Genomic DNA, 24,828 nt, shown 5'->3' with positions numbered 1-24,828 from the left:
CGGGTGCCTCACCTCCAGGAGGGTGCATCCTGCTGCCACTGCAGCGGGAGATAGATGTGACCCGGCCGGGAACTCCTCACCCCGTGCAGGTCTTCGACCTCGAAGGTCAGGGCGTCGATGCAGGCATCCACGGTGCCGGTAGGGGGGCGTCCGATATAGGCGGAAATGCTGTAGCGTCCCGGTGCCAGGAGGGGAGCCGGAATGGTTACCGTGGCCGAGATCTCCCCGGCACCCGCGTAGGTTGCGGAACCGTCGTGATCGCGGCTATCGGAAAAAAGGACATACTCGCCCTTGAGATCCTTGACCGCCAGCACGGCGTAGCCGCCGGGCAAGGGGGTTTGCAGCCGGCAACGGACCTGCACCGCCAGTTGCTCGTCCACGCCGACCGGCCCGCTGATCGCCGTTCCATCGCCCTTGCAGATGCTGACGCCGGTAATCTGGTGGGGCTTGTCCGGATCGGGGCACCGCTCGGCGGAGGTGGCCCCCGCCGAGAGCGCCGCGTCGAGGTACGCTTTGGTGACCGACTCGACATCGCCGTCGACGGCGATTGCTCCCTCACCGAGGAGGATGGCGCGCCCGCACAGTCTGCTGATGGCGCCCATCTGGTGACTCACGAAGAGCACCGTCCGTCCTTCCTTCCCTGCCTGCTCCATCTTTCCCAGGCATTTCTGCTGGAACTGGGCGTCGCCAACCGCCAATACCTCGTCCACCACCAGGATCTCCGGTTCAAGGTGGGCGGCGACGGCAAAGGCGAGACGGACGTACATGCCGCTCGAGTAACGCTTGACGGGGGTGTCAAGGAACCGCTCGGTCTCGGCGAAATCGACGATCTCATCAAACTTCCGCCTGATCTCCCCTCTCCCCATCCCCAGGATGGCGCCGTTGAGGTAGATGTTTTCACGGCCGGTGAGTTCGGGATGGAAGCCGGTCCCCACCTCGAGGAGACTCGCCACCCTTCCCCTGAGGCGCACGCTCCCGGTGGTGGGCTCCGTGATCCGGCTGATGATCTTCAACAACGTGGACTTGCCGGCCCCGTTGCGACCTATGATGCCGACCCGCTCCCCCTGCTTCACCTCAAAGGAGACTCCTTTGAGGGCCCAGAACTCCTCCATACTCCGCGAGCGGTCACCGGAACCCTTCCCGATCACCCTGCGCCCGAACGACTTGACCCCTTCGGCCAGCACGTCGCGCAGGGCCAGGTAGGAGCCCTGCCCCGCCTGGTGGGTGAGGAGGTACTTCTTGGCCAGGTTGTCGACACTGATCGCGCTCGTCATCGGCTACACCACGTCCGCGAAGGTGCGTTCCATGCGGCGAAAGTAGAGAACGCCGCCGGCCAGGATGGCCAGGACCAAAAGCCCCGACAGCATGAGCCCGCTCCACTGGACCGGGAAGCGGTCCCCCAGGATGGCCCAGCGGAAACCGTCGATCACCCCGACCATCGGGTTGAGAAAGTAGGCAAGCCGCCACTTCTCGGGAACGATGGAGCTGGAAAAGCCGACCGGCGAGATGTACAGCCCGAACTGGACCAGGAAGGGGACCACGTAGCGGAAGTCGCGGTACTTCACGTTGAGAGCGGCGAACCAAAGCCCCATGCCGAAACTGGCGGCGAGCGCCATCAAAAGGAACAGCGGCAAGAGCAGGATCCTCAGGTCGGGAACGAAGCGGTACCAGGCCATGATCCCCGCGAGGATGGCGCACGAAATCGCGAAGTCCACCAGGCTCACCGCCACCGCCCCCGCCGGCACGATCAGCCGCGGGAAGTAGACCTTGGTGAGGAGGTTGGCGTTGTCGATCAGGGAACTCGCGCACTCGGCGAGGGAGTTGGCGAAGAACTGCCAGGGGAGCATGGCGGCGTACACCATGACCGGATACGGCACGCCGTTGGAGGGGAGCTTGGCCAGCTTCCCGAACACCACGGTGAAGACCAGCATGGTGGCGAGCGGCCGGATCACGCTCCAGGCGATCCCGATGGCGGTCTGCTTGTAGCGGACCAGGATGTCGCGCCAGGCGAGGAAGAGGAAGAGCTCCCGATAGCGCCAGAGATCGCGCCAGTAGTTGAGCTCCCCCATCCCGGGGCGGATGACGATCTCGCGCTGTTCGTTCATGTCAGCCGTACTGGAACTCCTTTTTCCGGAACAGGGACGAGATCACCCCGGCGATGAAGCCCAGGCCGAAGCGCCCCATCTCGCGGTTCTTCCTCCCCGGCAGAAGGTACAGCGGGGCGTGGCGGCTGCAGTTGGCGAGCACGAGGAGCCAAAGCGGCCACGAGTAGCGCCCCTTCAGGCGATAAAACGACTGCCCGACCGCCATCGGCTTCCTGAAATTGCCGACCAGAAGCGGCGGGTGGTAGTACTGAAGCCTCGGCGAGTTGACGCTTTTGGCGCCGGCCACCAGGAAGCGGACCACGAACTCCACGTCCTCCTGCCCGATGAAGGCGGACATGAATCCCCCCAGCCTAGCGATGATGTCCCGGCGGTAGGCGGTGCAGCGGCTGGTCATGAAGAACTCGTCGTGGTGGTGGTAGCGCCCCTCGACAAGCGCATAGCTCGCCTCCCCGCGCGGCACCACGGCGGCCGCCTCCGGATGGGCCGCGAACTCGTCGAGCAGGGTGGAGAGGAAGTCGGGCTGCAAAAGGACGGTGTCGTCGTCGAGAAAGAGCAGGTACTCGCCCCGGGAGGCCGCCACCCCGTGGTTCCGGGAGTACCCCATCGATCCGAAGTTCTTGTCGAGCGGGGCGTAGACGATCGGGAGCCGGTCGGCGAACTCCTCGGCCATCCGCTTCCCTGCCTCGGTCCCGGCGCGGTCCTCCACCAGCACCACCTCGAATTCTGCGCGGGGGAGCTCCTGCTGGGCAAGCGAATGAAGGATCCCGGCCAAGAGGTCGAGCCGGCCGTAGAAGTTGATCACGCAGGAAAGCCTGATCCCGTCGCGGGCGGGGGGGACGGGGCAGTCGCCCCTAAGGTCGAAGGGGAAAAGCCGGTATATCGATCTGAGCAGCGCCTCTCGCATGCTTAACAACTATGCCTCTCCACCGTCAAGATACTTTCGCTGTCGCGGTGCAGCCGCTCCACGCAGTCAAACAGTTCCGGCACCAAGGTGTCTCACCAAGCTTGATACCCGCTAGGCTAGGATCGTCTGCGCGGAGATACTCATAGCGCTCTGCCGATCAGTACCAGGTCGGTCTTCTACACTTCGAGATGCGGGGAGAATTTCTTCCCGAATGTGTTCCACCTTGCTTGCTTCTAGCAGATACTGTCAGTACCCGGCGTAGACGCCCCATCCTATCATAGCCGCCCACAAAACCCCCACAATAAAAAGGGGAAGGTCCTTCAAGAGCGACTCGGTGGGATCCCCCCCTTCCCCGCTCTGGACCCGCAGAATGAAGCGCAAAAGTCCGAAGCAGCAAAGCGGTACCGTGTAGACCAGGGCATGGCGCAAAATCACGTACTGGGTGTAGGTGACCAGCACGGCACCGCCGGTCATGTACATGGCTCCCGGCAAAAAGCCGTCCGGGTACGACAGAAGCGACTTTCGGTGCTCGCCGGCCTGCTCGCCGAGGCTCTGTTTCTCGCCGAGCCGCTTCCCGGTGGCGAGAAAGAGCGCCAGCAAAAAGACGGAAAGAAACAGCCAGTGGGAGATCTCGATCCCGAAGGCCTCCCCCCCCGCCTCCAGCCGCAGCAGGAATCCCGAGGCGATGCAGAAGAGATCGACCACCGGCAGCTCCTTCAATTTCAGCGAGTAGCAGGCGGAGACCGCGAGGTAGGCCAGCAAAAGGAGCAAGAAGAGGGTCGAGATGCCGACGGCGAGATAGACCCCGGCCGCGAGCGAGAGCGCACCGAGGAGCGCTGCCGCCCAGACCGGCACGGCTCCGGAGGGAATCGGACGCCCCTTCTTGCGCGGGTGGTGCAGGTCGCGGTGGCGGTCCAGGAGATCGTTCAGGACATAGGTGGAACTGCTGGCGAGACAGAAGGAGACGAAGGGGAGCACTCCCCTTGTCGCCATGCCGTGCTGCAGGATGGTCCCCCCGAGAAACGGAGGGAAGTAGAGCATCAGGTTTTTCAACCACTGGGCGGGACGCAGCAGTTTGAGATAGGCGGTTATCTTCAACAGTCGTGATGCCTCGCTTGGCGGTTTATCGCGGCCCAGTATGCCACAGCGCGGGAAGGTTGCGCAAGCGCCAAATTCCTGAAGAGACTGCGGTTTACCCGTTTCTCCCCTTGATGATGTCGAGGAAGAAGTCCTCGAGGCTCTTTCTTCTGGGCTCGATCAGGGTGACCTCCCCCCCCTGGTCCCGCACCGAGGCGAGGGCGCCGGAAAGCTCGTCCTTGGGGACGTAGAGCTCGGTGGTCCCCCCCCCGCTGTCCCGCAGGGTGAGGTAGTAGCCGACCACGCCGCGGGTCATGATGTCTTCCACCCGCTCAACGCTCTGCAGCTCCCCCTTCAAGATGATCCCGACCCGGTCGCAGACCGATTCGACGTCGGCGATGATGTGGGTGGAGAAGAAGACGCACTTCCCCCGCTTCTTCAGGTCGAGCATGATCTCCTTGACGAGCGCCCGCCCCACGGGGTCGAGGCCGCTCATCGGCTCGTCGAGGATGCAGACGTCGGGATCGTGGATCAGCACCTGGCCAAGCCCCACCCGCTGCACCATCCCCTTGGAGTAGCTCCGCATCGGACGCTTGCGGGCCTCCCAGAGCTCGAGTTGCTTCAGCACCTCCTCGCTTCGTTTGGCGAGGAGCTCGGGATCGAGACCGAAGGTGGTCCCCACGAAGGCCAGGTACTCCTCGGCGCTCAGGTAGTCGTAGAAGGCCGGGTTCTCCGGGAGATAGCCGACCCGACGGCGGGCCTTGGGGGAGGAAATGTCGATCCCCATGATGCAGGCGGAGCCGGCCGACGGCTCGATGAGCCCCATCAGGGTCTTGATGGTGGTGCTTTTGCCGGCCCCGTTAGGACCGAGGAAGCCGAAGATCTCCCCCTGCCCCACGGTCAGGCTCAGATTCTTGAGCGCCTCAACGCGGGTGAAGCGCTTCCCTTTGAAGGTCTTGGAGAGACCGGAAATTTCTATCGCGTTCATCGATTCCCCTCTGCGAGTGTGGTCACTGTTTCTTCTTGACGGGATAGGCAAGGTTGCTGGTGGTCTTCACCGTCCCGTCGGCAGCCAGGTAGAAGGTCCCCCCGTAGGGGTCCTTGGGGATCTCTTGCAGGTACCCCGCGTACAAAAGCTGCTGGACGGAGCTCGGCAGCCGTCCGGTGGCGTTGTGGAAGGCGTCCCGGGCCGTGCCGATCGCCCGCATCGCCTCCAGGGCCTTGAGCCTCGTGGTCAGCGACTCCCACATCACCTTGTTCTTGGCCCCCTTGGCCATGGTCTTCAGGTAGGCGATGGCCAGGTCGTTTTGCCCCGACTCGTTTAAGTAGCGCCCGGCCAGGTTGATGAAAAGCTCGTTGCCGGAGAGCTCCCCCGCCTTCATGTAGTACTTGGCGGCCTGCGGGTAGTCCTTCAGGAAGTAGCCGTAGTTGAAGCCGGCGAAGAACGGGAGGTACCAGTCCCAGCTCCGGTACTTCATGCCGTAGTCAAGCAGGTTGTTGGCGAGCTTCACCTGATCGACGTCCCAGACCAGGATCGCCTGGGCGAAGTAGTAGGCGTCCATGTTGTACGGGTCGAGTTGGACCGCACCGTGGAGCAGCCGCGACATGGCCTGGAAGTCGGGAGGGACCACGACCTTTCCCTTCTCCTTCCCCAAAAGCCCACCGAAGTACATGAGGACGTCGAGGATGAGCCCCTCGGCAACCACCTGTTTCTGATCCGCCGCGATCGCCCGCAGCACCTCCACCCGCGGCAGGGTTCCGAGCTTTTCCACGAACGGCTTGTTCCGCATGTAGCTCGCGAAGGGGGTAATGATCGCCCCGTAGCAGACGACGAGGAGCAAGGTTACCGCGAGCGGACGGGCCAGGCGGCGCCAACCTCTGCTTGCAGCGGCCATCACTTCATTTCCCTTTTGGAAAAGATGATGGCGGCCACCGACAGCAGTACCGCCGCGTAGACCACGAGGTAGCAGACGGTCAAAACGATCCCCCCGGTAGAAAGCGGGACCCCGTAGATGGCGTTTACCTTGAGGTCGAAGGCGCTGAAGTTGGGGAGGACATAGTAGAGCGCGGTGGCGGCCTGGCGGACCAGGGGGGAGAGGACCTGGCCGGAGGAGGAGTGGACGTAGTCGTAGACCTGCTGGCTCGCGCTCCCCACCAGGAAGGCGGAGATGGTCCCGAAGATCGGGAGGAAGAAGGAGGTGCTCACCGTGGAAAAGAGGACGGCGACCGCCAATAGAAGGATGTACTTGAAGGCGTCGAACAGCACGCAGAGGTAGATGTTGTTCCAGACCACCGGTCGGTCGGGGGGGAAGTTGCCGGCCACGATGGTGACCACCACGCTGGCCACGAACCCCAGGACGGCCGCGGTAATGAGGAGAAAGAGCGCCACCCCGAAGAAACGGCCAAGGAGATAGGTGGTCCTCGTGATAGGAAGGGAGAGGACGCTAAAGGTGTAGCGCCTTTCCATGTCCTTCCAGAGCGAGGTCCCGCCGAGGAAGACCGCCAAAAGCAGGAGGATGAAGGAGATGAGCGACAGCGACAGGGTGACGGAGAGCTCGGTCACCTGCCTCATGGAAAGCTGGCTGATGCTCGGGATCAAGGGGAGCAGAAGAGCCGCCATCAGGATGCCGTGGAAGACGCGGTCGCGGAAGATCCCTTTGACCGTGATGCGGACGATGTCGAACATGGGTGCTAGCTCCTTAGGGTGAAGTGCGCTTGGCGAGTTTTTGGGCAAGTTTCAGGGCCGGTTCCCGGTAGACCGCGTTGGCCGGCGCCTTGGCCGCCGCGACCGCAAAGCACGCCCCGGCCAGCGCGTCCTCGTGCTGGGCCAGGTGGACGATGCCGAGCCGGTACTGGTAGAACGGGTCGCCGGTGATCTGGTACAGCCGGGCGAGAAGCCGCACCGACTTTGGGTACAGGGTGGCGCCCAGCCGCTTGTCCTTCTGGATCTTAAGGTCGTACACGGCAAGCAGCCGGCGGATGATGTCGGCCTCGTGCTTGCCCGGCTCGGCGAGCGCCTCTTCGAGGATGGCCTGCCCGGCGTCGAGGTCACCCTTCCTGATCTGCACGGTGGCCTTGGTAATCAACCCGTACTGGTAGTTGATGAGTGAAGCGGGGGTCTCCATCGAGCTCAGGACCCTGGTCGCCTTCCCGGTCTCGCCGCGGCTGTAGAGGGCGATGGCGATCTCGTTTTGAGCCGGCACGAAGCCGGGGGACTTCTTGAGGGTGTCCCGGAAAAGGGCCAGGTTGTCCTGCCAGAGCAGGGTCCGGGTGGCGGTCCCCCATACGGCGATGCCAAGCAGCACGAGGAACAGCACACTCACCGCCGTACGGTGCCGGCCGGCAAAAGGGAGCCCCTCCACCCCGAACACGCATCCCAGGGCGAAGAAGGCGCTCGGCACGTACAGGTACCGTTCGGCGAGCGGGGTCCAGGTCAGGTTCAAAAGGGGGACCAGGAGGGCCGAGCAGCCGACCGCCAGCGCACAGAGGAAAAAGTACGCGGTCAGGGTCCGCCGCTTCAAAAGCCAAAGTCCCAACAGGCAGACCGCCACGCCGACCGGAAGGTAAAGGTCGGAGACGTGGATGATGCCGAAGTTGAGCGGAAAGGGGACGAACAGCTTCTTAAGATAGAAGCCCGCCGCCTTGAAAACGAGCCGGGCGCTGACCGCGAGCCCCGCACTGTCGTGGCCGGCCACGTGGGTCACCACCCGAGCCACCCCCGCGTCGTGGCTGTGGGAGCCGATCCGCCGGAAGGCGAAGAACCCGAGGCCGGTGGTGAACATGACCGCCAGGTGCGGCCAGTTGCGAAGCAGAGCCTCCCTCGGTGGGATCCGCCCCCCTTCCCTGCCGGGAAGGAAGAAGGGGAAGATCAGGGCCGCCGGCAGGAAGAAGATGGAGGTCTCCTTGACCAGGCAAGCGGCCAAAATCGCCAGGGCGGCCAGCACGCTGGAAAGCGGGGCAACGCGGGGGGCCGGCGCCGGCTTCACGAGGAAAAAGAGCGAAGTCAGGATGAAGATGCAGGCCAGCGGATCGGTGCGCCCGGAGATCCAGTTGACCGATTCGGTGTTGATCGGATGGAGCGCGAACAGGAGTGCGGCGGCAAGGGGAACCAGGGGAGAGGCGATTTCCAGGCGGGCCGCCACCCGGCGCGCCACCGCCAGCACAAGGAGGGCGTTCGCCAGATGGAACAGCACGTTCTCCAGGTGCATGAAGCTCTCCTGCAGCCCCCACAGATACTTGTCGGCCATGAAGGAGAGGAGGAGCAGGGGGCGGAAATAGACGGCCCCGGGAGTGAAGATGTCCCGCAGGTTGAAAGAGTCGGTGTTAAGCAGGTAGGTGATGGTGCCGGGATCGTCGATCGAGTTGATGGGGGCGAAGATGGCCGGGTAGTAGACCCCCAAAACGACCAGCACCACAAGGAGCACGCAGGTCCGTGCAGTTATCCGCTCTTGCATGAATTACCCGAAAAAAAAGCGGGATGCCGAGGCATCCCGCCGACGTGCGATGCTACGGTGGTGTTACATCGAGCTCCAGGCGGAGAACTCGGTGGAGTCGGACTTTTGCGGAAGGGTCTCGACGGCGGTGCCGACGTTGGTCACGTCCTTGTAGTAAACGGAGGTGGAGTCGTAGGCGGTACCGAAGGCGCGGTTACCAGACTTGTGCTGGGTAGCCATCGCGTAGCCGTTGGCGGAGGTCAGGGCGCCCAGGCCAACGCCGGTGGAGGTCTTGCCGATCAGCACGGTCGAGGCGGAGGCGGTGGTGATATCGCCGTAGAGCGAGGCGCCGGTTTTGGAAGCCGGATCGGCAAGGTTGCCGTCCATGGTGACGCCGGCGCCCGGGCCGTAGCTGCCTGCGTAGGCGATGCCGCCGAGAACGAGAGCGAAAGCGGTGAGAGCAATGATCTTTTTCATAGAGATATTCTCCTCTTAAGTTGTGTGATTACTGGTACAGCAGGCTGCCGGGGTACTGCTGCTTGTCGGCCATGAACGCTTCCATACCGGTCTTCATGTTCTTGAGGTCGGCGTTAGCGGCGGAGTTGTAGGCCTTGGCGCGGTAAGAGGAGAACTGCGGGATCGCGATAGCCGCCAGAATACCGATGATGGCGACGACGATCAGGAGCTCGATCAGGGTGAAGCCTTTGCTGCTTCTGAGTTTACGTAACATGTAGTTTCTCCTTTCGTTCGTGTTGTTGCACTGGATTGATACAGCAAGCTTGGTAACCGTTTGAGTGCTGCAAAACGAAGAAACTAGGAGCAAGGAGCGGGCCAAAAAGATTAAAATCCCTAACTATCCGTTTTTACGCGGATCACCTAAAAAACGCCGAAAAAGGGCACCGCTCTCATTAGTAACAGGGACAAAATTAGTCTCCCTGAGGTGACGTTTTTTGTCACTCGTCGTCCATCCCGAACTTGGCCAGCCGGTAGCGGAAGGAGCGGAAGGTCATCCCAAGGAGGGCGGCCGCCTTCTTCTTCACCCCGCCGCACTTCTCGAGCGCCTGGATCAGGAGCTTTTTCTCCAGTCCGTCCAGGTAGGCCTGGAGGTCCATCCCCCCGTCGGGGATCGCCAGTTCGTCGGCCGGAGGGGTCGGGATCCGGTAGTCGCGGACGCTCGGGGGGAGACACTCGCGGGTGATCACCCGGCTCCCGAGCACCACGCAACGCTCCACCAGGTTCTCCAGCTCGCGCACGTTACCCGGGAAGGGGTAGTTGAAGAGGGCGTCCAGGGCGTCGGCGGTGACGATCTCGCCAGTCCCGGACCAGAGGGCAAACTTCTTGTAGAAGTGCTCGACCAGCACCGGAATGTCCTCGACACGCTCCTTCAGGGAGGGCATGCGGACCTGGACCACGTTGAGCCGGTAGAAGAGATCCTCCCGGAAGCTCCCCTCCCGCACCTGCTCCTCGAGGTTACGGTTGGAGGCGGCCACGATGCGGACGTCGGCCTTGAGAGGCACCCCTCCCCCTACCCTGCGGAACTCCCGCTCCTGCAGGACCCTCAAGAGCTTGGCCTGCAGCAGCAGCGGCACCTCGCCGATCTCGTCGAGGAAGAGGGTCCCCCCCTCGGCCTGCTCGAAGAGGCCGGCGCGGTCGGCGGTTGCGCCGGTGAAGGCCCCTTTCAGGTGGCCGAAGAGCTCGCTCTCGATGAGGGTATCGGGGATGGCCCCGCAGTTGACCGCCACGAAGGGGAGGGCCTTTCTCCGGCTGTTGTAGTGAATGGCGCGGGCGGCCAGCTCCTTGCCGGTGCCGCTCTCCCCCATGATCAGCACGTTGGCCATGCTCTCGGCCACCTTGCCGATCAGGTCGTAGACCTCCTGCATCTTGCGGCTCTTACCGACCAGCCCGCTGAAGCCGAAGCGCTCCTGGACTTCGGCCTTGAGACGCTTGTTCTCCACGAGAAGGCTCCGCTTCTCGAGGGCGTTTCTGACCAGCACCTTGACCTCATCAACCTTGAACGGCTTGGAGAGGTAGTCGTAGGCGCCGAGCTTCATCGCCTCCACCGCCTGCTCGGAGGTGGTGAAGGCGGTGATCATGAGGACGGCGGTGTCGGGGGACTGGGCCTTGATGGAGGCCAAAAGATCGATGCCGGAGAGCCCCGGCATGCTGACGTCGGAGAGAACCATGTCGTAGCTCTCCCGGGCCAGGTACTGAAGCGCCTCTTCGGCGCTCTCCGCCTGGTCGACCCGGTATCCCTCCCCTTCGAGAAGGATGGCGAGAAACTCCCGCATGCTGAGCTCGTCGTCAACGACCAGAATGTGCGTGTTCATAGTGCCTCGTAAGTTGAAATCGCTCCCCCCATGAGGGGGAGGGTGGGCCGAAGCCCCCTTTCCGCTCCCCTCGCCCCGTCAGGGGAGGGTGGCCGAAGGCCGGGAGAGGGTAGGCTCCTTCCCCCAAGGGAGGAAGAGAAGGGTCAGCTCGGCAGGTAGAGGGTCACCATGGTCCCTCCCCCCAGCCGGCTGGCGACGGCAACCCGGCCGCCGTGGGTCTCCACGATGCGATACACGGTGGCGAGCCCCAGCCCGGTCCCCCCCTTCTTGGTGGTGAAGAACGGCTCGAAGACCCGCTTCACCACCTCGTCGCTCATGCCGGAGCCGTCGTCGCTCACACAGATGCGGACCTCGCGCTCGAGCCCCTCCCCTTTGAGCTGTTCGCCCTCCACCTGGATCTCCCCTCCCCCGACCATTGCCTCGGCGCTGTTCACGAAAAGGTTCCAGAAGATCTGGGAGCAGTGGTCCTTGTCGAAGGTAAGGACCAGATTATCGGGGACCCGGTTGTCGAACTTCACCCCGGCTAGCCGCGGGTCGCTCCCCAAGAGGGCGATCACGTCGGCCACCTGGCGGCGGAGATTCAGCGGGATCCGGGTCGGCTGGGAGGGCTTCGCGTAGAAGAGGAAGTCGCGCAAAAGGGTGTCGAGCCGGTCGGTTTCCCGCACGATGATGGAAAAGAGCCGGCGGTCCTTCTCGTCCGGCCACTCCCGCTTGGAGACCAGCTGCACCGAGCCGCTGATGGCGGCCAGCGGGTTGCGGATCTCGTGGGCCATGCGGGCCGAGAGCTCCCCGATGGCGGCCAACCGGTCGGCCCGCTTCAGCTCCCCGGCCATCCGCTTGATGTCGGTCAAGTCGTTGATGTCGAGGAGCGCCCCGGTTTCATCCCCTTCCTTTCCCGCGAGCGGCACCGACTTGAACGAAAGCAGAAGCTCGTGGCCGTCCTTCGCATGGTGGACGAACTCGCCGCGAGAGACCCCGAAGATCCCGCCGACTAGCGGTGAGAGCCCGGGAAAGACCTCTGCCACCGGCCGGTCGTAGGCCTCCCGCTGGGAGAGGCCGGTAAGGAGCTCGGCGTAGCGGTTGAAGACCCGGATGTTCCCCCCCGGGGTCAGGGTGACCAGCGCCGAGTCGATGGTGGAAACGATAGAGCGCTGCAGCCGTTCCAGCTCCTCGTAGTCGAAGACCTTCTCCTTGAGCGCGGTCTCCGATACGCGTGCCCGTTCGGAGAGGCTCCCGGCCAGGAAGGCGATCAGGTAGAACGAGAGACTGTAGAGAAAGATCAGGTAGAAGACGTAGCCGGCCCCGAACTGGTGGGACATGGTCGGCCCGAGTCCTAAGGGGACCAGTCTTCCGTAGTACTGGAAATCGAGGATCGAGCCGTAGAGGATGACGCAGAGGGAGGCGGTGTAGTAGGCCTCGGAACGCGACAGCAAGACGCTCGCGCTGACGATGGAGAGAAAGTAGAGAAAGGCGTACGGGGAGGCGACCCCCCCGGTGGTCAGGATCAGGGTGGTGACCAGGAAGAGGTCCCACACGATCTGGGCGTAGCTCACCGCCTTGAGCTGCCGTCCCGTGAACTTCAGGGAGATGAGCGAGATGAGCGAGAAGAGGTAGGTGGCGATCACCAGCCGGGTCATCACCCCGAGCGCCCCCTCCGCATAGCTCTCGCTGCTCGGGAGGTGGAGCATGAAAAGGGCGGCCAGGAAACCGGTGGCGATCACCACCCGCAAAAGTATCGACCAGACGATCCTTCGTACTTCGGGCATCGGCTATCCGCCGACGGTGGAGGCGAGCTTGAAGATCGGCAGGTACATGGCGATGACCAGGCCACCGACGGTGGTTCCCAAAAACACCATAAGCATCGGCTCCATCATGGCGGTGAGGGCGCTGACCGCGTCGTCCACCTCGTCGTCGTAGAAGTCGGCAATCTTGTTCAGCATGGTGTCCATGGCGCCGGTTGCCTCGCCGACCGAGATCATCTGGACCACCATCGGAGGGAACACGCCGCATTCGGCCAGCGGTTCGGCCATGGTGCGCCCCTCGGAGATGGAGGTCCGCACCTTGTAGATCGCCTCCTCGACCACCTTGTTGCCGGAGGTCTTGGCCACGATGTCGAGGCCGTCCATGATGGGGACGCCGGAGCTGATCATGGTCCCCAGGGTACGGGTGAACTTGGCGACCGAGACCTTGCGGATCAGGGGACCGATGACCGGCGCCTTGAGGCCCATCCGGTCGATGTTCTTGCGCCCGGCGGGGGTCTGGTAGTACTTCCCGATCCCCCACTTGATGGCGAACCCCAGGGCGATCAGCACCAGGATGTACTTGGTCAGGAAGTGACTCAGGGCGATGACGATGCGGGTCGGCGCCGGGAGCTCGCCGCCGAAGTCGGCGAACATCTTGGCGAAGGTCGGGATGACGAAGACCAGGATGACGCCGACGACCACCACCGCGATCGACATGATGGTTGCCGGGTAGACCATGGCGCCCTTGACCTGCTTCTTGAGCTTCATGGCCTTCTCGATGTAGGCCGCCAGGCGGTTCAGGATGGTATCGAGGATACCGCCGACCTCGCCGGCCGCCACCAGGTTAACGTAGAGCTGGTCGAAGGCCCTCGGGTGCCGGGCGAGCGATTCGGCGAAGGTGGAGCCGCTCTCGACGCTCTCCTTGACCTTGACCAGGACGTCCCTGAAGGTCGGGTTCTCCTGCTGGGAGGAGAGGATGTCGAGGCACTGCACGAGCGGAAGCCCCGAGTCGATCATGGTGGCGAACTGCCGGGTGAAGACGACCAGGTCCTTGGTGTCGATCTTCTTGGCGCCGCCCAGGCCGGGGATCTTGAGCTCCATGCTGAGCCCCTTCCCCGCCTCCTTCACCGTGATGCTGCTGAAACCGTATCGCTTGAGCTGGGTCTCGACGGCGGCGGCGCTGGCGGCGTCCATGACGCCTTTCTGGGTGGCTCCCGCTTTGCTCCTGGCTTCCCAATTGTACTTGGGCATTCCCGTATGCTCCTTTTGTAGGCCGCGCCGGAAGGTTTGGCTATCTCATCGGCGGACGCCGGGGCATGGAGGAACCGGGCGAGAGCATCTGCTTCAGCTCGTCAGGTTCCGGCGAGCGCCCGAGCGCCTCGTCGATGGAAATGATGTTCTTGGCTAACAGCGCCATCAGGGACTGGTTCATGGTCTGCATGCCGAACTTGTCCTGGCCGACCTGCATCTGGGAGTAGATCTGGTGCACCTTGTCCTCGCGGATCAGGTTCCTGATAGCGGGGTTCGGGACCATCACCTCCAGCGCCAGCGCGCGCCCGCGGCTGTTCATCTTGGGGACCAGGGTCTGGGAAAGCACCCCTTCCAGCACGAAGGAGAGCTGGGTCCGCACCTGGGTCTGCTGGTAGGGAGGGAAGACGTCGATGATCCTGTTGATGGTCTGGGCGCAGGAGTTGGTGTGCAGGGTGGCGAAGCAGAGATGCCCGGTCTCGGCCAGGGTGAGCGCCGCCTCGATGGTCTCCAGGTCGCGGAGCTCGCCGATCAGGACGACGTCCGGGTCCTGCCTCAAGACGTACTTCAGGGCGTGCTTGAAGCTCTTGGTATCGGCCCCCACCTCGCGCTGGTTGACCAGGCAACCCTTGTGGGGATGGAGGTACTCGATCGGGTCCTCGATGGTCACGATGTGGTCGCGGCGGGAGGTGTTGATGAAGTCGATCATGGAGGCGAGCGTGGTCGACTTGCCGGAGCCGGTCGGCCCGGTGACCAGGATCAGGCCGCGCGGCTTCTCGCAGAGCGCCTTGACCACCGGGGGGCATCCCAGTTCCTCGAAGGTGAGGATCTTGTAGGGGATGACCCTGAAGACTCCGGCCACCGCCCCCCTCTGGATGAAGAGGTTACCCCTGAAACGGGAGAGCCCCTTGACGCCGAAGGAAAGGTCGAGCTCGTTGTCCTCCTCGAAGCGGTGCTTCTGCGAGTCGGTCAGGATGCTGTAGCAGAGCTGTTTGGTCTCAACCGGGGTGAGCGGCGGGATGTCCATCGGGGTGAGCTTCCCGTCGATTCGGATCTGGGGGGAGGTGTTGGTGGTGATGTGGAGGTCGGACCCTCCGCGCTCCACGAGATCCTTGAGCAGTTGATGAAAATTGACCATGAGACCTTCCTTGTGCTGTTGAAAACGCCGATACCGGTTCGCGGATGGAGCTGGTTAGTCGTCCGCCACGGTCACCCTGAGCACCTCTTCGAAGGAGGTGACACCTTCCATCAGCTTGGTGAGCCCCGACTGGCGCATGGTCTTGATGCCGAGCCGCATCGACTCGCGCTTGATCTCCGCGGTGTTGGCGCCGTTCAAGATCAGCTCGCGGATCGGCTCCAACATCGGCATGACCTGGTAGAAGCCGACCCTGCCCTTGTAGCCGGTGTTGTTGCACTTGGCGCAGCCGGCCCCCCGGTAGCAGACCACCCCCGGCGCCTGGTGGGCGGGGATGCCGGCCTGGACGAGCGACTGGACCGGGATCTCTTCCACCACCTTGCATTCCGAGCAGACGCGCCGGGCGAGCCTCTGGGCGGTGATCAGGTTGACCGCGGAGGCGACCAGGAACGGCTCGATCCCCATGTTGAGGAGACGGTTGATGGTGGAGGGGGCGTCGTTGGTATGGAGGGTGGAGAGGACCAAGTGGCCGGTAAGGGCCGCCTTGACCCCGATCTCGGCGGTCTCGAAGTCACGGATCTCGCCGATCATGATGATATCCGGGTCCTGGCGGAGAAAGGCCCTCAAGGCCGCGGCGAAGTTCAGCCCGATATCCTCGTGCATCTGCACCTGGTTGATGCCGGCGAAGTTGAACTCGACCGGGTCCTCGGCGGTGGAGATGTTTTCGGTCACCTTGTTGAGCTCGGAGAGCGCGGAGTAGAGGGAAACGGTCTTCCCGGAACCGGTCGGCCCGGTGACCAGCACCATCCCGAACGGCTTGTGGATCTCGCGCTTGAAGGATTCCAGGGCCTCCGGTTCGTAGCCCAGCTTGGTCATGTCGAGCTGCAGGTTGCTCTTGTCCAAAAGCCGCATGACGATCTTCTCGCCGAACAGGGTCGGCAGGACCGAGACGCGGAAGTCCATGTCCTTGCCGCCGCCCAGCTTGATCTTGATGCGGCCGTCCTGCGGCAGGCGGCGCTCGGCGATGTCGAGCTCGGCCATGATCTTGATACGGGAGGTGATGGCGTTCTTGAGCTTCATCGGAGGCTTCATCACCTCGTAGAGGATGCCGTCGATCCGGTAGCGGACCCGGAAGCTCCTCTCGTAGGGCTCGATGTGGATATCGGAGGCCTTCTTCTTGATGGCGTCGGTGAGGATCAGGTTGACCAGCTTGACGACCGGGGCGTCCTCGGTGGCGCGCTCGAGCTGGGTGAGGTCGACGTCCTCCTCGTCCCCCAGTACCTCGAGGTCGTCCATCTCGAGGTCGTTCATCACGTCGGCCAGGGAGGCGGTCTGGTCGTAGAGCTTGTCGATGGCGCTCTTGATGGCGCTTTCGGCCACCACCACCACTTCGACGTTGTAGCCGGTCATGAACTTGATGTCGTCGATGGCGAAGATGTTCGACGGATCGCTCATGGCGATGATCAGCGTGGAACCGGCCCGGTTCACCGGGACGATCTGGTACTTGGTGGCCACCTCGGCGGGGATGATCTTCACCACCGCGGGGTCGACGTCGTAATCGGTCAGGTTGATGGTGGGAACGCCGTACTGCTTGGAGAGAAACGACGTGAGGTCGGCCTCGCTGATCAGCGAGTCGCGGACCAGTATGGAACCAAGGCGCAGGTTTCCCCCCGCCGCTTTCTGCTCGGCGAGTGCCTGCTGAAGCTGCTCCTTGGTGATCAGGTTGTTCCCGACCAGGAGTTCACCCAGTCTGCTTACGTGCATACGGACCTCAAAGTTCAATAACTTCGAATGGTATTTTGTAATCGCGGCGTTGTCAAGGCTTACCTAATGAATGATACGCAGTAAGCGCTCTCTCCATGCAACCTTTCGGGGGCCTTACCCCGGTCCAGAGATAAAACGCCGCCTCACCCTGGGCCACCAGCATCCCGAGCCCGTTGGCGCTGGCAATGCCGTGGCGGGCAGCCTCCTTCATGAGCGGGGTGACCGGCGGGGCGTACACCATGTCGTAAACGGCGAAGCCTTCCTTAAGCCCGGCCAGGGAAAGCCCGGGGAGGGAGTCATCCTTCATCCCGACCGAGGTGGTGTTGACCAGGAGGTCGAAGCCGGCCAGATACCCCGGGTCGGCCAGCCGCTCCAGGGAAACCGCACCGAGCGAGCAGCCGGGAAGCCGGGGAGCCAGCGAAAGGCAGAGGTCGCTCGCCTTCTCCACCGAACGGTTGGCGATCTCGACCCGGGTCGCTCCGGAAAGCGCGAGCGAGGCGACCGCGCTCCGGCCGGCGCCCCCCGCCCCCACCACGAGGACCGAGCGGCCGGCCGGCGAGAAGGAGAGCTTTTCGCGGAGTGCGGCCACCAGCCCGATGCCGTCGGTGTTGTGGCCCGTCAGCCGCCCTTCCCTCACCACCACCGTGTTGACCGCGCCGATCAGGCGGGCCTCATCGGAGACCTCGTCCAGAAGCGGCATCACCGCCACTTTGTGCGGGATGGTCACGTTGAAGCCGGCCACGCCGAGGGCCGAGAGCCCTGCCACCGCCTCGGCAAGGCGGTCCGGGTGGACCGGGAAGGGGACGAAATTCCAGTCGAGCCCCAGCTCGGCAAAGGCCGCGTTGTGCATCACCGGCGACAGCGAATGGGCAATCGGGAAACCGATGATCCCCGCCAGGGTCGTTTTTCCGGTAATCATCAGCGCACCCGGTAGGTGGAGAGGATCTGCTGCACCTGGGGGATCACTTCGGGGGCGATCCTGGTCGCCTGTTCGAGATCCCGAAGGCCTGCCTGCTGGTTCCCCAGTTTGAAGTTGGTCTCGCCATCCTCGAGGCGGGCAGAGGCGTAGATGAGGATCGCCTTGCCGGTATCGAGGTCGCGGAAGAACATCCCGCTGTCCGGTGCGATGCCCCGCATGCTGTAGTACGGCCAGATGTCGGCGGGGGGGGCCAGCGGCGAGCCGCCGGGGAGCAGCCGGTAGGCGATGCCGTCCTGCTGCAGGACGAGCTGCGCGAAGGGGACCGTGTAGCGGGTGGAGAAGTCGACGTAGACCGGACGCAGCGGAAGCTGCTCCTGGATCGAGACGACCAGGTTGTTCTCCGGCGCGCTCTGCTCGAGCGGGAGCTTCCTGATGGCGCTGTTCGCGAAGAGATCGGGGAAGGTGTCGAGGTACCAGTCGAAGACCAGGTGGGGGGTATGCGGCAAGAGCACGTCCTCGCGCATCCGCTCCACCCCCTGGACGTACCAGAGCGGGAAGGCGCCGGAGTCGCCCCAGGTGTACATGACGGCCCCCTGGGCCAGCGAGCGGAGGGTGTTCTCCGCGTAGTCGTAGGCGATGTAGTTCTCGTGCTGGTCGTTCTCGCGGTAGTTCAGCGCGCAGATGGCGGCCGGCAGGGTAAAGAGGAAGGCGAAGAGCGTGAAGCGGACCACCGCCATCCCCGCCACGTCCCCGGGAAGCCGGGTGAGGATCTCGCGGATGACGGCATAGCACCCCACCCCGATGAAGACCGCGCTCAGCAGATAGAGCGGAGTGAAGAACTCCTCGGTGAGGAAGATGGTCTCCTTGGGAGTGTTGAAGTAGCCGACGATCACCAGCAGGAAGGTGCCCAGGGCGATCAGGTAGGAAAGCACCAGGTACATCTTCTTCCGGAACAGCACGGCGAGACCGATGAAGAGCAGGATGACCCCGGCCACGGTGAACTCGTAGGGGACGTTGAAGGCGTTGATCTGGAACCGCAGGAGCTCGAAATCGCGGACCGGGGGCTCCACCGGGTACCCCTTGCGGAGCATGGTCCAGAGGAACTGGGTCAGGTTGCGGGAATCCCCCCAGTTAAGGAGCGGCTTCCTCAAAGCCCGCACGATGAGGTGGAGCTGGATGGCGAAGCCCAAAAGCCCGAAGGCGGCGGCCAGGATGATCTCCTTGAAGCGGAGAAAGACCCGGCGGTCGGCGGAGACGAGCAGCCAGGCGTAGCAGGGGATCATCAGCACCACGATCTGGTGGGCGCCGGTCCCCAGCCCGCAGAGGAAGGCCCCGAGGTAGACGTAGGAGGGGCGCTCCTCTCCGGCCAGGTACCCCTCGCGCCAGCGGAGCATGAGGTAGAAGACCATGCCGCAGATGAAGGCCAGGATCGGGTACGGCTTGTCGTGGTTGGACTGCAGCCAGAGCCTCGGGGTGCCGGCGAAGGCGAGCGCGGCGGCCAGCGAGATGGCCCCTTTCCAGAAGCGCCCCAGGGGGCCGGCGAGGAACTCCTCGTCCTTGAGGACGTGGCTCGTCAGGAGGAAGACGCCGTAGCAGGCGGCCGCGGCGGAGAAGGCGGTGGCCAGGTTGACCCGGAAGGCGATGCTCCCGAAGGGGAGCCAGGTGAACGGCTTGGCGTAGTTGATGAAGAGCGGGTAGCCCGGGGAGTGGGCGGCACCCAAGGACGCGGTGGCGGTGATGAACTCGCCCGAGTCGAAGAAGGTGACCGAGGGGGCCAAGGTCAAAAGGTACATGAAGAGCGGGAGCAAAAACGAGAGGAGGGCTAAGGGGTCCAGCCTCTTGAGGATTCCGGTTTGATTCACGCAGGCTCTCCAGTTTCGTTATTTTGTCTGAGGTCCTTCACGGACAGCTTGTCCCGCCAGAGGTAATAGAAGCCGACCGGGATGACCGGGAAGAAGCTGAGGGCGTGGATGACCAGGGCGATACTGACCGACATCTCCCATTTGGCCCCCAGCGCGGTGAGCGCCACCGCGCCGGCGTACTCGTAGGTTCCCACCGATCCCGGCGAGGCCGGGATCATCACGGCGAACACCAGGAAGACCATGATGAACAGCGAAGCCGAAACCGGCATGGGGAGCCCGAAGGCACGCAAAAGCAGGTCGACCGGCCAAATGGCGGTGGCCCAGATGGCGAGCGAGCTCGCCACGATGCCGAGGTACTGCAGCGGCGAGGCCGAGAGCCTGAGCCCGTCGATGAAAGAGGTCAGCAAATCTTCGATCTTGCTGGAAAAACGGGTTGGCAAAGGGGTGAGCAACCAGCGCACCACCCCCAGGGTCCATGCCGTTCTCTGTTTGAGCAACACCAGAAAAGCGATGACCACCAGGTAGAGACCGAGCATGAGATATCCACCGCGCATCAGCTGCTGGTGGAGCCCCGCCTTCTCGGGCGGCAGGGTCACCGTGAAAAAGGCGACCACCAGCACCAGCAGCATGGTGAATCCGTCGCACAAGCGGTCGACCACCAGGGTCGCGAAGACCGCGCTGAACTCCAACCGCTCCCTGCGGGCCAGCGCGTAGGCGCGCATGAACTCGCCGAGCCGGGCCGGGAATACGTTGTTCCCCATGTAACCGATCATGGTGGCGGAAACGAGGTTGGAAAGCCGCGTCCGCTTGATGGGTAACAGCAGGAACTTCCACCTGACCGCCCGCAAAAAGTAGCTCACGAAGGTGAGTACCAGGGCGGGGAACAGGTAGCGGTAATCCATCCCCTTGAAGGCCGCGGCCAGTTTGTCGAGCTCGATCTTCCTGAAGACGAGCGCCAGGAAAAAGAGGCTGATGGCGAGTCCCGCCAGCAGTTTGATGTCTATCTTTGGCTTGGCCAGGTCATTCTCCTTGTCGGCCGCTCAGGTCACGGCCAGGATCGGCCTGGCCGGCCGAGCTTTCCGGGGCACCCAGGATCGCGCGGCAGCGGGCGACATCCCTGGCGATGGCTTCCTTGAGCGCGTCGATGTTGGGGAAACGCATCTCCCCGCGCAGCCTTTCGATGAAGGTGATGGTCACCTCCCGGCCGTAGAGATCCCCGTCGAAGTCGAAGAGGAAGACCTCCAGGGAGAGCCGGTGGCCGTCGAAGGTCGGGTTGGTTCCTATGTTGCACGCCCCGTCGAAGTGGTCGTGGCCGACGGCGGCCTTCACGGCGTACACCCCTGCCGCGGGAAGGAGATCCTTCTGGACGCAGAGGTTGGCGGTGGGAAAGCCGAGCACCCGCCCGCGCTGGTCGCCGTGGATGACGGTGCCGGTCACCGCATAGTGGCGCCCCAGCACCGAGAGCACCCCCTTCACGTCGCCGGCCCCCACCATGTTGCGGACCGCGGTGGAGCTGTAGATGGTGGTGCCGTTGGAGATCGGCTCCAGGAGATCGACCGTGTAGCCGTAGCGTTCCCCGAGCGCCCTCAGGAGATTCACGTCCCCTTCGCGCCCGCGGCCGAAGGCGTAGTCGTAGCCGATCACCAGGCTCTCCATCCCGATGGTCCCCACCAGGATCTCCTCCACGAACTGGGTGGCGGGGATGGAGGCGAAGTTCCAGTCGAAGGGGATCTCGAGCAGGTAGTCGATGCCGGCCGCCGCGATCAGCGCCTCCTTCTCGGTGGTGGTGGTGATGAGCTTCACGCCGGTGCCGGGGGAGACCACCTGCATCGGGTGCGGCGTGAAGGTGATCACCACCGACACCCCGCCCTGAGCCCGGGCCTTTCCGGTCAGCCGCCGGAAGATCTCCCGGTGCCCCAGGTGGACGCCGTCGAAGTTCCCGATGGTGACCGCCGGGTGGCGCAGTTTCTCTTTTACCTCGGAGAGTTTTCTAAATATGATCATGGGACTCAAAAAAGACCGTTATTCCGCCGCCTCGACCATGACCGGCTTTTTCTTCTTACCGAAGACCAGCGCGACCCAGATGCTCACCTCGTACATCAGGTAGAGCGGGATCATGATCACGAACATGGTGATGAGATCGGCATGGAAGGCGGCGATGATGGAACTGGCCAAGAGGGCGTACTTCCTGCGGGCGGCCAGCATACGGTAGTTGACGATCCCGAAGCGGGCCAATAACAGCGAGATGATCGGAAGCTCGAAGATCCCGCCGAAGATGAGGATGAGCCTCAGGCAGAAATTGATGTAGGCGGAGATGTTGAACCAGCTCTGCAGTCCCGCCGCCTCGTAGGAGAGGGAGAAGTTGATGATGACCGGCCAGATGACGATCAGGAAGAAGAGCGCGCCGGTGCAGAAACTGAGCGAGGCGGCGGTCACGAAGGGGACCACCAGCCTCTTCTCCTTGCGGGTCATCCCCGGGGCGACGAAGAGCCAGAACTGGTGGAAGATGACCGGGAGCACGATCACGAAACCGGCCAGCATGGAGATCTTGCACTGGACGAAGAAGGGCTCCAGAGGCGCGCTGTAGTTGAGCACCCGGGTCTTCTCGGGGACGGCCAGCTCCTCCCCAATCTTGTAACGCTTGTAGGCGTCGGGGTAGCGCTTCTTGAGCTCACCGTAGAGGCTCTTCTTCATCTCGGTGAGGTAGGTTTTGCCGGTGAGGGGCTTCTCGACGAAGCTCAAGAGGTCGTTGGAGAAGTTCCACGCGACACCCATCCCGATGATGATGGCAACCACGCAGACAATGAGCCGTTTCCTCAGTTCGGCGAGGTGTTCCAGAAACGGCAGTACCTTTTCATCCGACGACATAGACCCCCTCTTCTCCGGTTCTTACATTGGTGAGCACAAACCGATGCTATACCACAGCGGTCAAAGCGAGCGCAACAGCTTTCAACGGCGCTTGGGCTTGGGACGCTTCCCCTTGACCGGTACCCGCTGGTAGAATTCCCCCTCGGGAGGAGGCGCTACCGGCCGCTTCTCAAGGGTTCCCACCAGGGCGAATTCGACCTGGCGGCGCGCCTCGTTCACCCCGGCCACCCGGACCCGCACCTTGTCGGCGATCCGGTAGCTCACCCGGGAGTGCTGGCCGACCAGGGCGTGCGCCTTTTCCTGGTGCTCCCAGTAGTCCATGGGAAGGGTCGCCACCGGGATCATCCCCTCCACGAAGAGATCGACCAGTTCCACGAAGAGGCCGAAGGGGGCCACCCCGGTGACGAAGCCGTCGTACTCCTCGCCGATCTTGTCCCGCATGAACTGCATCTTCTTGAGATCGACCATCTCCCGCTCGGCCTCCATGGCAACCCGCTCGCGGCGGCTCGTGTGGAGCGCCACCTCGGGAAGCCTCGCCTCGAGCTGCGCCTTGTCGGCACCGGTCATCTTGCCGGAGAGGACCCGACGCAGGATTCGGTGCACCACCAGGTCGGGGTAGCGGCGGATGGGGGAGGTGAAATGGGTGTAGGAAGGTGCGGCCAGGCCGAAGTGGCCGAGGTTCTCGGCGCTGTAGCGCGCCTGCTTCATGCAGCGCAGGAGCACCTCGTTGATGAGCCGCTCCTCGGGCTTACCCTCCACCTCCGCCAGGAGCTTCTGCAAGGCGATGGGGCTCACCTTGTCGTCCAGGACCGGCAGCTCGTAACCGAAGCCGAAGACGAACTCGGCCAGGTCGCGGAGCTTCAGGGGATCCGGGTTTTCGTGGATGCGGTAAAGGGAGGGGACCGGGGTGTTCTCCAAAAAGCTCGCCACCGCCTCGTTGGCGGCCAGCATGAACTCCTCGATGATCCTGTGGGCGAGGTTCCGCTCGGCCTTCACGATGGCGGTGGTCTCCCCCTGCAGGTCGAGGACGATCTGCGGCTCGGGGAGGTCGAAATCGATGCTGCCGCGGGCGCTCCGCTTCTTGTTGAGCTTAAGGGCGAGCTCCTCCATGAGCTGCAGATCGGCGAGGAGATGGGTGTGGAGGGCCATGGTCTCGGGGTCCTTGTCCACCAGCACCTTCCTCACCGTGGTGTAGGTGAGCCGGGCCGCGCTCTTGATCACCGAGGGATAGAAGCGGGCTTTGACCATCTCCCCCTGGGGGTCGAAGAGCATCTCGGCGGTCATGGTCAGCCGGTCCACCTGGGGATTCAACGAGCAGATCCCGTTGGAGAGCTCCTCCGGGAGCATCGGGATGCAACGGTCGGGGAAATAGACCGAGGTGCCCCTAAGGTAGGCCTCGTCGTCGAGCTTCGTGCCCTGGGTGACGTAGTGGGAGACGTCGGCGATGGAGACCCAGAGTACGATCCCGTCCCCTTCCCGGGCGACCGAGACGGCGTCGTCGAAGTCGCGCGCGGTCTCGCCGTCGATGGTGACCGTGGTGCGCCCGCGGAGATCCTCCCGCCCTTTGAGCGCCTCATCCTCGACCGCCTGCGGCGCGCTGGCCGCCTCCGCCATGACCTCTTTCGAGAAGAGGTGGGGAAGCTCGTACTTCTTGATGACGGTGAGCACCTCGACCTCGGGGTCGTTGGCCTCGCCGAGCACCTCGGCTACGATCCCTTCCAGGCCTCTCGTCGCCGTGGGATAGGAGGTGATGGTGGCCTGCACCACCTGCCCCTCCCGGGCTCCCTTGGTGTCGCCCGGCGCCACGAAGAGGTCGCGGAACAGACGCGGGTCGTCGGGGACCACCCTCCCCCCCTTCCCGGCCGCCTCGAAACGGCCGATCACGCTGGTCACCCCGCGCTGAACAAGGGCGGTCACCCTCCCCTCGCGCTTGCCGTCCCGGCGGGTAGAGACCACCTGGGCCTCCACGATGTCGCCGTTCATGAAATCGGTCAGGTAGCGGCGGGGGATGAAGAGATCCTCCCCCCCCTCCTCCGGCGCCAGGAATCCGTAGCCGTCCGGGTGAATGGAGAGCCTTCCCTTGAGAGAGTTACCTCCCGCAACGGCGTAGATCCGCCCGGGAAGCTTGACGATCTGCCCCTCCTCCACCAGGCGGTCGAGGTGCTCCTCGAAGCGGGGGCGCTCGAAACGGGTCACCCCGAAGGCCTTGAGCATCTGCCTGAACGGGACCGGCTCACCCTTCCCCAAAAGCCTCAGCACCGGGTCGCTCGCCCGGTGCCCGCCCGGGTGCGGGTGCGCCTCGCGGTGTTCCTTCCCCTGGTGCGCCGGCCGCTGATCCCTCTCCGCGGCCCCTTTCCCGCTCCCTTTGCGCGGACCTCTCCCCCTATGCATGCAGACTCCTCGGTTGTAGATATTTTCAAATGAAAAAGTGATGAATGAGCTCT

21 protein-coding genes are annotated in these 24,828 nt (G+C 63.7%); all 21 read right to left on the bottom strand.

Features of this window, described 5'->3' with window-relative positions; all coding sequences use genetic code 11:
* Positions 1-8 precede the first annotated feature (8 nt).
* Positions 9-1,274, bottom strand: a complete 1,266-nt coding sequence (locus tag L4X63_RS18005; protein WP_250680035.1) for an ABC transporter ATP-binding protein — start codon at positions 1,272-1,274, stop codon at positions 9-11.
* 3 nt (positions 1,275-1,277) lie between these two features.
* A complete protein-coding gene (locus tag L4X63_RS18000; protein WP_250680034.1) occupies positions 1,278-2,105 on the bottom strand; it encodes an ABC transporter permease in 828 nt (275 codons plus the stop codon).
* 1 nt (position 2,106) lies between these two features.
* Positions 2,107-3,009, bottom strand: coding sequence for a glycosyltransferase family A protein (locus tag L4X63_RS17995; RefSeq protein WP_250680133.1), 903 nt, complete (start codon positions 3,007-3,009; stop codon positions 2,107-2,109).
* Positions 3,010-3,255: 246 nt separating this feature from the next.
* Positions 3,256-4,107, bottom strand: coding sequence for a decaprenyl-phosphate phosphoribosyltransferase (locus L4X63_RS17990; protein ID WP_502799922.1), 852 nt, complete (start codon positions 4,105-4,107; stop codon positions 3,256-3,258).
* A gap of 94 nt (positions 4,108-4,201) precedes the next feature.
* Positions 4,202-5,074, bottom strand: a complete 873-nt coding sequence (locus L4X63_RS17985; RefSeq protein ID WP_250680033.1) for an ABC transporter ATP-binding protein — start codon at positions 5,072-5,074, stop codon at positions 4,202-4,204.
* A gap of 22 nt (positions 5,075-5,096) precedes the next feature.
* Complete coding sequence (locus L4X63_RS17980) at positions 5,097-5,981, bottom strand: hypothetical protein (RefSeq protein ID WP_250680032.1); 885 nt, start codon at positions 5,979-5,981, stop codon at positions 5,097-5,099.
* Positions 5,981-6,772, bottom strand: a complete 792-nt coding sequence (locus L4X63_RS17975; protein ID WP_250680031.1) for an ABC transporter permease — start codon at positions 6,770-6,772, stop codon at positions 5,981-5,983. Before L4X63_RS17975 ends, L4X63_RS17980 begins: the two co-directional genes overlap by 1 nt.
* A gap of 13 nt (positions 6,773-6,785) precedes the next feature.
* Positions 6,786-8,540 carry a tetratricopeptide repeat protein gene (locus L4X63_RS17970; RefSeq protein ID WP_250680030.1) on the bottom strand — a complete coding sequence of 585 codons (1,755 nt, stop codon included), beginning with the start codon at positions 8,538-8,540 and terminating at the stop codon, positions 6,786-6,788.
* Between the two features lie 63 nt (positions 8,541-8,603).
* Positions 8,604-8,996: a hypothetical protein gene (locus L4X63_RS17965; protein WP_250680029.1), complete on the bottom strand. Its 393-nt coding sequence runs from the start codon at positions 8,994-8,996 to the stop codon at positions 8,604-8,606.
* Between the two features lie 28 nt (positions 8,997-9,024).
* Positions 9,025-9,249, bottom strand: a complete 225-nt coding sequence (locus tag L4X63_RS17960) for a type IV pilin protein (RefSeq protein WP_250680028.1) — start codon at positions 9,247-9,249, stop codon at positions 9,025-9,027.
* Positions 9,250-9,472: 223 nt separating this feature from the next.
* Complete coding sequence (locus L4X63_RS17955; protein WP_250680027.1) at positions 9,473-10,846, bottom strand: sigma-54-dependent transcriptional regulator; 1,374 nt, start codon at positions 10,844-10,846, stop codon at positions 9,473-9,475.
* A gap of 143 nt (positions 10,847-10,989) precedes the next feature.
* Positions 10,990-12,612: a two-component system sensor histidine kinase NtrB gene (locus L4X63_RS17950; RefSeq protein WP_250680026.1), complete on the bottom strand. Its 1,623-nt coding sequence runs from the start codon at positions 12,610-12,612 to the stop codon at positions 10,990-10,992.
* A 3-nt stretch (positions 12,613-12,615) separates the two neighbouring features.
* Entirely contained in the window at positions 12,616-13,839 is a 1,224-nt protein-coding gene (locus L4X63_RS17945) for a type II secretion system F family protein (protein ID WP_250680025.1), read from the bottom strand.
* 40 nt (positions 13,840-13,879) lie between these two features.
* On the bottom strand, positions 13,880-14,974 hold the full coding sequence (locus L4X63_RS17940; RefSeq protein ID WP_250680024.1) for a type IV pilus twitching motility protein PilT: 1,095 nt from the start codon (positions 14,972-14,974) through the stop codon (positions 13,880-13,882).
* A gap of 54 nt (positions 14,975-15,028) precedes the next feature.
* Positions 15,029-16,735, bottom strand: a complete 1,707-nt coding sequence (gene pilB / locus L4X63_RS17935) for a type IV-A pilus assembly ATPase PilB (protein WP_250680023.1) — start codon at positions 16,733-16,735, stop codon at positions 15,029-15,031.
* Positions 16,736-16,787: 52 nt separating this feature from the next.
* On the bottom strand, positions 16,788-17,657 hold the full coding sequence (locus L4X63_RS17930; protein WP_250680131.1) for a shikimate dehydrogenase: 870 nt from the start codon (positions 17,655-17,657) through the stop codon (positions 16,788-16,790).
* Positions 17,654-19,516: a glycosyltransferase family 117 protein gene (locus L4X63_RS17925; protein WP_250680022.1), complete on the bottom strand. Its 1,863-nt coding sequence runs from the start codon at positions 19,514-19,516 to the stop codon at positions 17,654-17,656. Before L4X63_RS17925 ends, L4X63_RS17930 begins: the two co-directional genes overlap by 4 nt.
* Entirely contained in the window at positions 19,513-20,475 is a 963-nt protein-coding gene (locus L4X63_RS17920; RefSeq protein WP_502799925.1) for a lysylphosphatidylglycerol synthase transmembrane domain-containing protein, read from the bottom strand. The genes L4X63_RS17925 and L4X63_RS17920 overlap by 4 nt, the downstream gene beginning before the upstream one ends.
* A 61-nt stretch (positions 20,476-20,536) precedes the next feature.
* Positions 20,537-21,520: a bifunctional riboflavin kinase/FAD synthetase gene (locus L4X63_RS17915; protein WP_250680021.1), complete on the bottom strand. Its 984-nt coding sequence runs from the start codon at positions 21,518-21,520 to the stop codon at positions 20,537-20,539.
* Between the two features lie 18 nt (positions 21,521-21,538).
* Positions 21,539-22,384: a twin-arginine translocase subunit TatC gene (gene tatC / locus L4X63_RS17910; protein ID WP_250680020.1), complete on the bottom strand. Its 846-nt coding sequence runs from the start codon at positions 22,382-22,384 to the stop codon at positions 21,539-21,541.
* Between the two features lie 81 nt (positions 22,385-22,465).
* Positions 22,466-24,775 carry a ribonuclease R gene (rnr, locus tag L4X63_RS17905; RefSeq protein ID WP_250680019.1) on the bottom strand — a complete coding sequence of 770 codons (2,310 nt, stop codon included), beginning with the start codon at positions 24,773-24,775 and terminating at the stop codon, positions 22,466-22,468.
* Positions 24,776-24,828 lie beyond the last annotated feature (53 nt).

Origin of the sequence: Geomonas sp. Red32 (assembly GCF_023652955.1) — a bacterium.
Lineage (GTDB): Bacteria > Desulfobacterota > Desulfuromonadia > Geobacterales > Geobacteraceae > Geomonas.
The sequence above is the reverse complement of the archived record's forward strand: the minus strand, read 5'-3'. Positions and strand labels throughout refer to the sequence as shown.

Coding starts and splice junctions, on each gene's coding strand:
- L4X63_RS18005 (WP_250680035.1), bottom strand. CDS start 1,274: ATGACGAGCGCGATCAGTGTCGACAACCTGGCCAAGAAGTACCTCCTC.
- L4X63_RS18000 (WP_250680034.1), bottom strand. CDS start 2,105: ATGAACGAACAGCGCGAGATCGTCATCCGCCCCGGGATGGGGGAGCTC.
- L4X63_RS17995 (WP_250680133.1), bottom strand. CDS start 3,009: ATGCGAGAGGCGCTGCTCAGATCGATATACCGGCTTTTCCCCTTCGAC.
- L4X63_RS17985 (WP_250680033.1), bottom strand. CDS start 5,074: ATGAACGCGATAGAAATTTCCGGTCTCTCCAAGACCTTCAAAGGGAAG.
- L4X63_RS17980 (WP_250680032.1), bottom strand. CDS start 5,981: ATGGCCGCTGCAAGCAGAGGTTGGCGCCGCCTGGCCCGTCCGCTCGCG.
- L4X63_RS17975 (WP_250680031.1), bottom strand. CDS start 6,772: ATGTTCGACATCGTCCGCATCACGGTCAAAGGGATCTTCCGCGACCGC.
- L4X63_RS17970 (WP_250680030.1), bottom strand. CDS start 8,540: ATGCAAGAGCGGATAACTGCACGGACCTGCGTGCTCCTTGTGGTGCTG.
- L4X63_RS17965 (WP_250680029.1), bottom strand. CDS start 8,996: ATGAAAAAGATCATTGCTCTCACCGCTTTCGCTCTCGTTCTCGGCGGC.
- L4X63_RS17960 (WP_250680028.1), bottom strand. CDS start 9,249: ATGTTACGTAAACTCAGAAGCAGCAAAGGCTTCACCCTGATCGAGCTC.
- L4X63_RS17955 (WP_250680027.1), bottom strand. CDS start 10,846: ATGAACACGCACATTCTGGTCGTTGACGACGAGCTCAGCATGCGGGAG.
- L4X63_RS17950 (WP_250680026.1), bottom strand. CDS start 12,612: ATGCCCGAAGTACGAAGGATCGTCTGGTCGATACTTTTGCGGGTGGTG.
- L4X63_RS17945 (WP_250680025.1), bottom strand. CDS start 13,839: ATGCCCAAGTACAATTGGGAAGCCAGGAGCAAAGCGGGAGCCACCCAG.
- L4X63_RS17940 (WP_250680024.1), bottom strand. CDS start 14,974: ATGGTCAATTTTCATCAACTGCTCAAGGATCTCGTGGAGCGCGGAGGG.
- pilB (WP_250680023.1), bottom strand. CDS start 16,735: ATGCACGTAAGCAGACTGGGTGAACTCCTGGTCGGGAACAACCTGATC.
- L4X63_RS17915 (WP_250680021.1), bottom strand. CDS start 21,520: ATGATCATATTTAGAAAACTCTCCGAGGTAAAAGAGAAACTGCGCCAC.
- tatC (WP_250680020.1), bottom strand. CDS start 22,384: ATGTCGTCGGATGAAAAGGTACTGCCGTTTCTGGAACACCTCGCCGAA.
- rnr (WP_250680019.1), bottom strand. CDS start 24,775: ATGCATAGGGGGAGAGGTCCGCGCAAAGGGAGCGGGAAAGGGGCCGCG.